Annotated in this window: 12 protein-coding genes; 5 read left to right on the top strand and 7 right to left on the bottom strand. The window is 49.6% G+C overall.

What is annotated here, in order from left to right; all coding sequences use genetic code 11:
* From PK629_12485 to PK629_12460, 6 genes are all read right to left on the bottom strand, one after another.
* Positions 1 to 538, bottom strand: a 538-nt coding sequence (locus PK629_12485) for an NAD-dependent epimerase/dehydratase family protein (GenBank protein ID HOP12296.1), incomplete at its 3' end; no start/stop codon positions are given.
* The gene (locus PK629_12480) at positions 535 to 2,922 is read right to left on the bottom strand and encodes an endonuclease MutS2 (GenBank protein HOP12295.1); all 2,388 of its coding nucleotides are present in this window, start codon (positions 2,920 to 2,922) and stop codon (positions 535 to 537) included. The genes PK629_12480 and PK629_12485, both read right to left, overlap by 4 nt.
* The gene (gene recO / locus PK629_12475) at positions 2,885 to 3,670 is read right to left on the bottom strand and encodes a DNA repair protein RecO (GenBank protein ID HOP12294.1); all 786 of its coding nucleotides are present in this window, start codon (positions 3,668 to 3,670) and stop codon (positions 2,885 to 2,887) included. Before recO ends, PK629_12480 begins: the two co-directional genes overlap by 38 nt.
* 78 nt (positions 3,671 to 3,748) lie before the next feature.
* Entirely contained in the window at positions 3,749 to 4,654 is a 906-nt protein-coding gene (gene era / locus PK629_12470; protein HOP12293.1) for a GTPase Era, read from the bottom strand.
* 4 nt (positions 4,655 to 4,658) lie between these two features.
* A complete protein-coding gene (gene ybeY / locus PK629_12465; GenBank protein HOP12292.1) occupies positions 4,659 to 5,135 on the bottom strand; it encodes an rRNA maturation RNase YbeY in 477 nt (158 codons plus the stop codon).
* Between the two features lie 27 nt (positions 5,136 to 5,162).
* The gene (locus tag PK629_12460) at positions 5,163 to 6,098 is read right to left on the bottom strand and encodes a PhoH family protein (protein ID HOP12291.1); all 936 of its coding nucleotides are present in this window, start codon (positions 6,096 to 6,098) and stop codon (positions 5,163 to 5,165) included.
* A gap of 142 nt (positions 6,099 to 6,240) precedes the next feature.
* Between PK629_12460 and PK629_12455 the strand changes: the two genes are divergently transcribed.
* Both PK629_12455 and PK629_12450 read left to right on the top strand, forming a co-directional pair.
* On the top strand, positions 6,241 to 6,501 hold the full coding sequence (locus PK629_12455) for a YabP/YqfC family sporulation protein (GenBank protein HOP12290.1): 261 nt from the start codon (positions 6,241 to 6,243) through the stop codon (positions 6,499 to 6,501).
* Positions 6,495 to 7,673, top strand: coding sequence for a sporulation protein YqfD (locus PK629_12450; protein HOP12289.1), 1,179 nt, complete (start codon positions 6,495 to 6,497; stop codon positions 7,671 to 7,673). Before PK629_12455 ends, PK629_12450 begins: the two co-directional genes overlap by 7 nt.
* On the opposite strand, the gene PK629_12445 is transcribed toward PK629_12450, so the two are convergent.
* The gene (locus PK629_12445) at positions 7,651 to 8,148 is read right to left on the bottom strand and encodes a DNA-deoxyinosine glycosylase (GenBank protein ID HOP12288.1); all 498 of its coding nucleotides are present in this window, start codon (positions 8,146 to 8,148) and stop codon (positions 7,651 to 7,653) included. The two genes, PK629_12450 and PK629_12445, sit on opposite strands and share 23 nt — an antisense overlap.
* Positions 8,149 to 8,288: 140 nt before the next feature.
* Here PK629_12445 and PK629_12440 point away from each other — a divergent pair, with 140 nt between their 5' ends.
* The 3 genes from PK629_12440 to PK629_12430 all read left to right on the top strand — a co-directional run bounded on the left by PK629_12440 (position 8,289) and on the right by PK629_12430 (position 10,414).
* Positions 8,289 to 9,080, top strand: a complete 792-nt coding sequence (locus tag PK629_12440; GenBank protein HOP12287.1) for an HAD-IIA family hydrolase — start codon at positions 8,289 to 8,291, stop codon at positions 9,078 to 9,080.
* The gene (locus PK629_12435) at positions 9,061 to 9,690 is read left to right on the top strand and encodes a hypothetical protein (GenBank protein HOP12286.1); all 630 of its coding nucleotides are present in this window, start codon (positions 9,061 to 9,063) and stop codon (positions 9,688 to 9,690) included. The genes PK629_12440 and PK629_12435 overlap by 20 nt, the downstream gene beginning before the upstream one ends.
* 88 nt (positions 9,691 to 9,778) lie before the next feature.
* A complete protein-coding gene (locus PK629_12430) occupies positions 9,779 to 10,414 on the top strand; it encodes an HAD hydrolase-like protein (GenBank protein HOP12285.1) in 636 nt (211 codons plus the stop codon).
* Positions 10,415 to 10,507 lie beyond the last annotated feature (93 nt).

The following is a 10,507-nucleotide window of genomic DNA, read 5'->3' as shown; positions in this document are numbered from 1 at the left end:
AGACCTTGTAGTCGTATGGCCCGATGACCGCGGTGGGATAGACCACAGAGACATTGAGTTCATTCTTTTTTGCGAGCTTGAGTACATATTCGGTCGCCATCGCCTTGGATTTGCCGTAAATACCGTCAAGCTTGTCGGGGAAAAACGCACTCGGTTCGGAGATCGGGGAACAGGTATCCGGTTTATAAATCGCATCAACACTGCTTATGTAGACGAATTTTTTAATCCGTTTTTTTACGCAGATATCGGCAAGGGTTTTCGTTCCCTCGTAATTCACCCGCATAACTTCGTCGGCGTTTTCATCGGTGATTGCGATCATGCCCGCACAGTGGATGACGATGTCGTCGCTTGTCAGCAGCCGATCGAGAAAATCGGGGTCGCTGAAATTGCCGACCGCGAGTTTGGTATTGAGGTCGGCGATGGCCTCATCATCGGTGCGGCGCACGACTAAAACGATGTCTTTATGTTCGCCGCAGAGCATTCTTGCGACATTATTGCCGATGTGTCCGGTTGCGCCGGTGACGACGAATCTGCTCATTTCAGTTCGACGACGGTCACGCCGTCTTCCCCCTCTCCGTATTTCCCGAGCCGGAAACTCTTGACGTTCGGATGGTCCTTCAATAACGCATGTGCCGCACGCCGCAGTGTGCCGGTGCCTTTTCCGTGAATAATCGTGACGGTGGAAAGATGGTTGATCACCGCGTCGTCGAGGAACTGTTCAACGACCGGCATGGCCTCCACCAGTTCCATATGCCGGATCATTACGCTGGTTTCCACCGCACGGTCAGCTCTTGAGATGCCGGAGAAACTCACATGGCCGTCATCTTTCTTCTTGGCTGCCTTTTTATCGGCCAGGCGGACGCGGGATTTTGCCACCTTGACCTTGCCCATGCCGATATCGACCGTGAGTTTGCCTTTTCCTTCGCCGATTTCGATAACAGTGCCGTTCTTGTCAAAGTCGGGCAGATAGACAAGGTCGCCGACGACAAGCGGGCGGGGCAGGGTATAATTCTCTTCATATCGTGGTTTTTGAACCGGATCGGCCACCTGTTCCATTTTTTTAATCTGCCCGGCAATCTCTGCTTTAGCACGGCGGGCCATTTCGTCGGGTTTGCTCTTATCCTCTTTTCGGATGGCCTCAATTTCTTTCATTAAACGGTCGTATTCAAAGCGCAGCGATTGGATGATGCGCAGCTGATCTGCACGCTGGCGTTCAATTTCTTTATCAAAATCGGACTGCGCTTTTTTCAGTGCGCGGTCGTGGTTTTGCTTTTCGACTTCGGCTTCACGGCGAAGGCGGCTCATTTCCTCGCTGTCATTCTCGAGTTTTTGGCGTTCACTTTCGAGTTGGCGCATCACTTTATCGAGTTCGAGGGTCTTTTTATCCATGACCTCTTTGGCGCGTTCGATGATTGAATCACCGACGCCCAGCCGGGTGGAGATGGCAAATGCGTTGGAACTGCCCGGTACGCCGATCAGCAGTTTATAAGTCGGCTTCAGGGTTGCCACGTCGAATTCGCAGCAGCCGTTGGTGACGCCGGGATTGGTGATGGCATATTGTTTTAATTCGGCGTAGTGGGTTGTTGCGACGATTTTCGCGCCCTTTTTACGCAGGTCTTCGAGAATCGAGACGGCCAGTGCCGCACCTTCGGCGGGGTCGGTACCCGCGCCGAGTTCATCGAGCAGCACCAGACTCTCGTGAGTCGCCTGTTCCAGTATTGAAACGATATTCGTCGTGTGCGCGGAAAATGTGGAAAGCGACTGCTCAATGCTCTGCTCGTCGCCGATGTCGGCTAAAATTTTATCGAACCAGCTGACGCGGCTGTGTTCGGCGGCCGGAAGCATCATACCGCAGCTCGCCATCATACAGAAAAGTCCCACTGTTTTGAGCACGACCGTCTTGCCGCCGGTGTTCGGGCCGGTGATGACCAGTGTGTCAAAATCATCACCGAGACGTACATCGACCGGCACAACTTGTTTTTTATCAATTAAAGGATGTCTTGCTTTTTTAATATCAATAATCCCGTCGTCGCCGTAGTCGGGCAGATAGCCGTTCATGGCAATGCCGAGTTCCGATTTGGCAAAGATTACTTCCAGCTTGACGGCGGCCTCACAGCTTTGAATCAAATCGTCCGCGCAGTCCCCGCATAACGACGAGAGCTCGGCTAAAATTCGCTCAATCTCAATCTGTTCTTTGCTCTCTAAAATCCGAACCTCATTGTTGGCCTCGACGACTGAAGCAGGTTCGACAAACAGCGTTGCACCGCTGGCAGAGACACCATGTACCAGTCCGGGGATGTTGGAACGGCACTCAACCTTAACCGGCACGACAAATCTGCCGTCCCTCATCATAATGACTTGCTCCTGCAGATATTTCGAATTGCCCGAAGAGGTGATAATGCCGTTCAGCCGGGTACGGGCGCTGTCCTGTGCGGCGCGCATCTTCCTGCGGATGTTGGCTAAGGTTGGGCTTGCGCTGTCTGAAAGCGTCTCCTCGTTGGCAATGGAATTCTCAATCCGATCCTCGATGTCCTTATGCCCCGTCAGAGAAGAGAAAAGCCGGTCTAAAACGGTTTCCTCTTCGCCGCAGTTGCGCCGGTAGGTGATCAGTGTGCGTACCACGCGCATGGAGGCGGAAATTAACAATAATTCGCGAATCGAGAGCGAACCGCCTGCCGCAGCCCGCCTGAGCAGATCCGCACGCATGGAGAGCCCGTAAAAAGAAGGCGCCCCGAGTTTGAGTGACATCTCGTAGGCGTCTTTTGTTTGCAGAATCATCATTTTACCGGTTTCGTAATCGCCGCAGGGCAGCAGGGAAAGCGCCGTTTCTCTGGCTTCGGCGCTGGAACACTTTTCAGCGAGCATCGCGGTGATCTTGTCAAATTCAAGAATCCGGCTCTGTTTTTGTCTGTTGTATGTCATTGATACTCTCCTCAAACTCCAAAAGGGAGTTGTAATAATCCAACGCGGGGAGTTTCGCATCGATGTAATATCGGATGTAATATTCCGCAAGTCGGGAAAAGCCCTCTGCCGCCTCGCCCGTGAGTGTAAAAGAAAACAGTCCCTTTGTATCGTCACCGATTGAAGCTGTAATTGCTTTTAAAATCGGAGAACTGATCGCAACAGCACCCGTGTGGGCTGCCGCACATTTTTCGCAGTAACCGCCGCCGTCCGCGACGGAAAACGCACTGATCTCGGGATCGCTGCAGCAGACACAGCGTTCAATCTCAGGTTTCCAGCCTGCTAAAGCCGCAATCCGGAGCTCCATTACAGCCTTCAAAAGCCGGATATCGCGCTTTTTACCCGCAAGCAAAAACAGCATATTTCCGAACAGCGCATACAGCGACGGATCGGTTTCGCCTGAAAATATAGTCAGAATCAGTTGTGCAATGTAACCGGCTAAGCAGTAGCTTTTCAACGACATCCGCAGCGCAAAAAACTGTTCCGTAATCTCGGCATCGTCTAAAGTATATCCACCGGAGGAAGAAAATAACTCCATTTTCGAAAGCACGAACGGTTCGGTCGCGGCACAGAGCTTATTTCGAGGATTTCGTGCACCGGCGGCATAGACGCGCAGAAGCTGACCGTCCTCGCATAAAAGTCGGATCAGCCGATCGGATTCCCTGCGGTTTTCGGTGGTCAGAACGATTGCGCCGACGGTCCGTTTCATTGCAGTGGATTTCCTTTCTCACCCGGAAGAAGTTTTGTGCGAATGAGTTTTATTTCTAATAAAGTCCGGGTGCAGTTTTTACCCTTCGAAATTGAGACCGAAGTTTTTAATCAGCGCTTCATTCTCCCGCCAGTCGGGCTTGACTTTTACCCAAAGTTCCAGCGAGACGGGAACGCCGAAGAAGTCTTTCAGCGCACTCTGTGCGGATTTTCGGATTTGTTTGAGCATCTGTCCGTTCTTGCCGATCAGCATACCCTTGTGGCTGTCGCGTTCACAGTAGATGTTGGCGTCGGCGTCAATGCCCTCCGAGGTTTCTTCAAAGCGCTCGATGACAACCGCGACGCCGTGCGGAATTTCCTGCTGCATGTAATTTAAGATTTGCTCGCGGATATATTCGGCGCAGATGACTCGTTCCGGCTGGTCGGTCAGCTCGTCGGAATCGTACATGAACGGCCCGGGTTTCGCCAGTTTGGAAACCGCACTGAGGATGTCCTTTACCCCGTCGCCGGACACGGCGCTCACGGGAAGTATTTCATTGAATGTATATAGCTTCGAAAAAGCATCCATTTGCGGAATCATTCGTTCTTTTTGCTTTAAAAGGTCAATTTTGTTAATGACAAGAATTGCAGGGAGTTTTTGCTTGTTTAAGTTTTCGATGACTGAGAGCTCGGCGGGTTTGGGCTTTTTTCCGGCTTCGGCCACGAGGATGACGATATCGCTGCCCGAAGCGGCATTTTGGATACTTTTAACCATGTTGCGCGAGAGCGCATCCTTGGGCAGCAGCAGCCCCGGTGTGTCAGTAAATGCGATTTGAGTATTGCCCTCGGTGTGGATGCCTAAAATCGTCGTACGGGTCGTCTGAGGTTTCGGTGTGACAATCGCCACTTTTTGCCCGAGAATTTTATTTAAAATAGATGACTTGCCCACATTCGGCGCACCGGTAATGCAGGCAAAGGCAAATTTGGTTTGATTTTGTTCATCCATTCTCTTACCTCGTCAGTCCAAGATTTTGCAAAATGGCCTCTTCCTTTTCGCGCATGATACGCTTGTCCTCTTCGGTCATATGATCGTATCCGAACAGGTGCAGCATTGCATGTACGGTCAGATAGGCAAACTCACGCTGTACGCTGTGTCCGAACTCTTTGGCTTGCATAAAAGCGTGATCGGCAGAAATTAAAATATCGCCGAGCATCAGACGCCCCGTTTCCGGGTTGGTGTCAAAAGTTTTGCCGTCGGACATGGGGAAGGAGAGCACATCGGTTGAATTATCGATGTTGCGAAATTTAAAATTGACGCCCCGGATGGAAGTGTCATCGAGGAAGGTGAGATTGACTTCAAAAAGCATGCCTTCTTTTTCGCCGGCGGCTATTGCACAGCAGCAATCACGCAGCAATGCGCGCAGCTCATTATCCGCCCGAAAAGTCGGATGGCTGTTATAAATGGTGACGATGACACTCTTTCGCATGTGGGGACCTTCCTTTCCGAGGGGGAGTTATTGTTTCTCTTCGTTTTGGTATGCTTTGATGATCTCCTTGACAATTCTGTGGCGAACCACGTCGCTCTCGTCAAACCGCGCCGACGCGATGCCGTCAATGTTGCGCAGCAGCCGTACGGCTTGCAAAAGGCCGCTGCTTTTACGGTTTGGAAGGTCAATTTGTGTGATATCGCCCGTGATGATGGCCTTGGAATTAAAGCCGAGGCGGGTCAGAAACATTTTCATCTGTTCACGGGTGGTGTTCTGGGCCTCGTCAAGAATGATAAAGGAGTCGTCAAGGGTCCGGCCGCGCATATAGGCCAACGGCGCAATTTCAATGCTGCCGCGTTCAATATATTTGGCGCATGATTCCATGCCGAGCATATCATACAGCGCGTCATAAAGCGGGCGAAGATACGGATCAATCTTTTGCTGGAGATCGCCGGGCAAAAACCCGAGTTTCTCTCCGGCCTCAACCGCCGGGCGGGTCAGTACAATACGGGAGACCTCGTTTTTGGCGAAAGCGGCGACCGCCATAGCCACGGCCAGATAGGTCTTGCCGGTGCCGGCAGGACCGACGCTCAGCACGATGGTGTTGTTTTTAATCAGTTCAATATATTTTTTTTGTCCGGCGGTCTTGGGACGCACCGGTTTTCCGCGCGGGGTGATGATGATGGTTTTGTCGTCGGACAGTTCGGTGAGTTGATCCGCTTTTCCGGCTGCCGTGGTGCTGATGCAGTAATCAACCGTTTGGTCGGTGACCGCCTGTCCTTTTGAGATCATTTTAGACAGCGCTGAAAAGACGTCAAAAGCATGATCGACGGCCTTTTGTTCACCGGAGATTTTGAGTTCACCGCCTCGGTTGATGATCACGACGCCGAAACCGGACTGTACGGCCTGTAAATTGCGGTCCATTTCACCACAGAGCGTCGACACGCCCTCATAATGGTCCATTGTAAAAACACGTTCGATGAAAAACTCCTCCCAACGACGTTTTCTGCGATTATTATATCATATTTTGGGCGTTCATACAATGCCCGGACGGTATTTTTTGGTCTTTTAGAAAATAAAATGAACAGGGTGAGACGGTATGAAAATGGAAGAGAAAACAGGAATCCTTACCTCGGCAATGAGCAAAGACAGTGTTCAGATCAGTGTCAGCGGCAGGACTCTCGCGCTGGTTGAAGGATGCCTTGGCGTTTTGGAATACAGCCGTGAAGCAATACGGCTTTCCACAGGAAAGAGCTCCGTTCGTTTTTCGGGAGAGGCGCTCAGCATCAGCAGTATGAACAAAAATTCGGTGGTGGTCAGCGGAAAGATCACGAATATTGCATTTCTAGGGGCAAATAAATGTTAAAGTTGCTGCGTTTTATCCTCGGATATCTCGAAATTGAGATCAGAGGCGGCTTTTTCGAACGGTTTCTTACGCTCTGCACAAATGCGGGTGTAAAGTTATGGGGCATTACGCAAGACGGGGAAGCGATTCGTGTTTGTGTGCGGCGTTCTGCTTTTAAAAAGCTGCGCAAGTATCGCCGAATGACCCATGTCAAAATAAAAATCGTCGCTCGACACGGTCTTTTTGAGATCGTCAGGCGTTATAAACTCAGGGTTGGGTTTGCAGTGGGAGCAATTTTATTTTTTGCCTTGTTTTTTGTGATGTCGCAGTTCATTTGGACCATCGATATCAGCGGAAACGAACGCCTGAATGAAGATGAAATACTTTATACACTGGAACGCTGCGGCATTGTGACCGGTATGCAGAAAAACGGCTTCGATCCCAATACTGCGGTCAGCCGTTTGTATCTGGAGAATTCAGAAATTGCATGGATTGCATTAAACGTCAAGGGAACGACGTTGTATGTCGAACTGCGTGAGCGTGTTTATCCGCCGGATATGCTGCCTCAAAACCGCCCCTGCAACGTAGTTTCGGCTTATACGGGGCAGGTTATCCGTATGTATGTGTATGACGGAAAACCGGAAATTCAAACGGGGGATGCTGTTGTGAACGGTCAGCTGCTGGTCTCCGGCGTTTTGGAAGATCGGGAAGGGGCGGTACGCTATACCCATGCCAGAGCCAGCGTCATCGGCGCGGCAAGAATTGAAAAACAGGTGACGATCGGTTATTCACAGACAAAAATCGAGATTTCCGACGACGAAAAAATACGGTATGAATTCGGTATACTGAGCTTGAAAATCCCGCTGTATTTCTCAAAACCCGATCTGACCTATGACAGAAGCGAAACAGTGAAACGGCTGACGGTGTTTGGCGCGGAATTCCCCATTTACATACGCAAAATCACATTTCGGGAGGTAATCGAAAGCGAATACACCTTGACCGAAGAACAGGCGCTGGCTTATGGAATGAGTGAATTGGCGCTGTTTGAAACCGAGGATTTGGCAGGCGCCAAGATCACGGCCCGCGATATTCAAAAGACCGTCACCGATCAGGGCATAATCCTATCGGCTGTCTATTCGTGTGAGATCGAAATGGCTTTGGAACAAGAGATTATGATTGAATTTGAAAATTGATTATCTGCCAAGCGTCGATCAATTTATCGAGCGACCATGCGGCATTTGCGGGACTTGTAGAGGGAAGCTTTATGCTCCCGATACTCGTTTTTGGATAAATTAACTTTTTATATAATTCACTTGACGCGCTGCCGTTGGTGAAAATCTTTTTGACATTACTGTTTATTAAAATCGTGCCGATATCATTTGGGATGACGTTTTGAATACTGCTGTCGGACGAGCCTTCGATTTCACAGGAGGCAATCACATCCCACAGTGCGATTCTGTTCGCATACAAAAAATCTTTTTTCTCCGGGATCGTCATAGGTGTTTCGCAGTGAAAAACGGCTGAGACGACTTTCCAGAACCGATTTTGCGGATGGCCGTAGAAAAACTGCTGCTCCCTTGATTTGACTGAGGGAAAGCTGCCTAATATTAAAATTTCGGAATCCATGTCATATAGCGGCGGAATGTTGTGAAGCTGCTTCAAATCCATCGCCTCCTACGCCCATTATATCATCCTTTACCCCAAAGCTCAAAATCCACTTGAAGTTTTCACCATAAAATGCTATAATTCACATCGGTTCGATTTTAAGGAATCCACCGGAAAAATCCGGAACATGACGGAGGTGTATTGTGGAGTTTAATTTGCACGATAAAAAAGGTTTTATATGCGATATGGACGGTGTCATCTATCACGGCAACCGGATTTTAGAAGGGGTGTCGGATTTTATTGACTGGCTGAACCGTAACGATAAAAGATTTCTCTTTCTGACCAACAGCAGTGAGCGGTCTCCTTTGGAACTTCGCCAAAAGCTCCAGCGGATGGGTCTCGACGTGGGTCAGGAACACTTTTACACCTCAGCGCTTGCTACAGCAAGTTTTATTGCGTCTCAGGCGCCCGGCTGCACGGCTTATGCCATCGGCGAGGCGGGATTAATCAATGCCCTTTATGATCAGGGCATCACCATCAACGACGTCAACCCTGATTATGTGGTCGTCGGCGAGACGCGAAATTATAATTATGAGAGCATCATCCGAGCTGTGCGGTATATTCAAAACGGGGCAAAGCTGATCGGCACCAACTCGGATCTTACAGGACCGTCCGAGGGCGGCATTATCCCCGCGACTCGTGCGCTGATCTCTCCGATTGAACTCGCCACCGGAAAACAGGCCTATTTTGTGGGCAAGCCGAATCCGCTGATGATGCGGACAGGTCTGAAACTGCTCGGCTGCGGCAACGACGAGACGGCAATCATCGGCGACCGGATGGATACCGACATCATCGCCGGCATCGAGTCGGAAATCGACACGGTTTTGGTATTGTCCGGTGTGACCCAGCGCGAGATGATTCATACATTTGCTTACAGCCCGAAATATATCTTTGAAAATGTAGGAGGAATTGTACATGCCGCGCGTGCCGATTGACCCCAGAACCCTCAAACCCATCGCCTCGAAAACAAAAAAACGTAAACTCGGGTGGCTCATTTTCAGCGGTGTGTTGTTGGTGATATTGATCATTGCCGCAATCAGCTTTATCACATTTGCGAATCGTATGCAGACTTATGATCTGTATAAAAACACGCCCGACTTTTGTCAGGGGATTGTGGATGCCTTCGCCGCAAAAGCTGACGCGGATGGTTCCATACAGATTGCAGCTTATACGAATACAGCAGCAATCAATTACGGAACGGGCAATCAAATCGACGTAATGGGGCCGGGCGGAACCGAAAGCGATGTCTCGAGTTATAATGATTATAAGGATTACTTCGATTCCAAATCGACTTTCGCGATCAAAAAGACTTTCAGAACCTCAATTGCCCAGATTATTCTTTACAGACGTGACACGGCCAATGATCTGTATACGGTCAGTTTCATTGAAGAGACCAATGAGATCGGTTATAATATGATTCTGGTCTACGTCAGCAAACCGCTCGGTGGTTTGGAAGCGGCCAGAGATTATTTCGGCAATAACGGTGAAAAGGTCTTCACCATGATGAACGACAACTGGTATTACGTCCAGGATCTCGGTGTTTAAGTACCTGTTCAAGTATATCTGAGAGATCGCGGGCTTGATGCTGCGCGGTCTCTCTGCGTATATAAACCCTTTGAAAGGATTCGAAATCATGAACTATTCACATATCGTCTGGGATTTTAACGGCACGATTTTGGATGATCTCTGGGCGGGCATCATGAGCGAAAACGTCTTGCTGCGCCGCCGCGGAATGCCGGAATTTAAAACCTTGCGGCAATATTACGAGGTGTTTTGTTTTCCGATCAAAAAATATTATGAAAATCTCGGTTATGATTTCAACACGGAGTGCTATGAAGATGTCGCCAATGAATGGATGAAGGAATACACCTTTTTCAGCGGGTTTTCGCCGATTAAAAGCGGCGTACGGGAAGCGGTTGAACATTTTAAAATTCTCGGTCTGACGCAGACCATTATCTCGATGAGCGAGGTGGAGATCATGAAACGCCAAATCGCCTCATTCGGCATTACGGATTATTTTAACGAGATTCTCGGCCTTGACAACAATCTGGCACACAGCAAGCTCGAACTCGCCCGGGGATGGAAAGAACGTATCAAACCGCGAAAGGTCCTGATGTTGGGTGACACTACGCACGATATCGAAACCGCAGAAGTGTTGGAAGCTGACTGCGTCCTGATTGCCGGCGGTCATCAGTCAAAGGAAAGCCTTTTACAATGCGGAGTACCGGTCATTGATTCGGCAGCAGAACTCATAAACAATCTATTATAACGGATATATAAAAAGTAAAAGCGGCCCTTTCGGACCGCTTTATTGTATCCAGAAAACCACTCGCTAGGCGAGTGGTAGAAAAAAAGGCTAATG

The organism is Oscillospiraceae bacterium, assembly GCA_035380125.1.
Taxonomy (GTDB): domain Bacteria; phylum Bacillota; class Clostridia; order Oscillospirales; family JAKOTC01; genus DAOPZJ01.
Note: the sequence above shows the minus strand (reverse complement) of the source record. Positions and strands in the feature narration are given on the sequence as shown.

Coding starts and splice junctions, on each gene's coding strand:
- PK629_12480 (HOP12295.1), bottom strand. CDS start 2,922: ATGACATACAACAGACAAAAACAGAGCCGGATTCTTGAATTTGACAAG.
- era (HOP12293.1), bottom strand. CDS start 4,654: ATGGATGAACAAAATCAAACCAAATTTGCCTTTGCCTGCATTACCGGT.
- recO (HOP12294.1), bottom strand. CDS start 3,670: ATGAAACGGACCGTCGGCGCAATCGTTCTGACCACCGAAAACCGCAGG.
- ybeY (HOP12292.1), bottom strand. CDS start 5,135: ATGCGAAAGAGTGTCATCGTCACCATTTATAACAGCCATCCGACTTTT.
- PK629_12450 (HOP12289.1), top strand. CDS start 6,495: ATGTTAAAGTTGCTGCGTTTTATCCTCGGATATCTCGAAATTGAGATC.
- PK629_12460 (HOP12291.1), bottom strand. CDS start 6,098: ATGGACCATTATGAGGGCGTGTCGACGCTCTGTGGTGAAATGGACCGC.
- PK629_12445 (HOP12288.1), bottom strand. CDS start 8,148: ATGGATTTGAAGCAGCTTCACAACATTCCGCCGCTATATGACATGGAT.
- PK629_12435 (HOP12286.1), top strand. CDS start 9,061: ATGCCGCGCGTGCCGATTGACCCCAGAACCCTCAAACCCATCGCCTCG.
- PK629_12430 (HOP12285.1), top strand. CDS start 9,779: ATGAACTATTCACATATCGTCTGGGATTTTAACGGCACGATTTTGGAT.
- PK629_12455 (HOP12290.1), top strand. CDS start 6,241: ATGGAAGAGAAAACAGGAATCCTTACCTCGGCAATGAGCAAAGACAGT.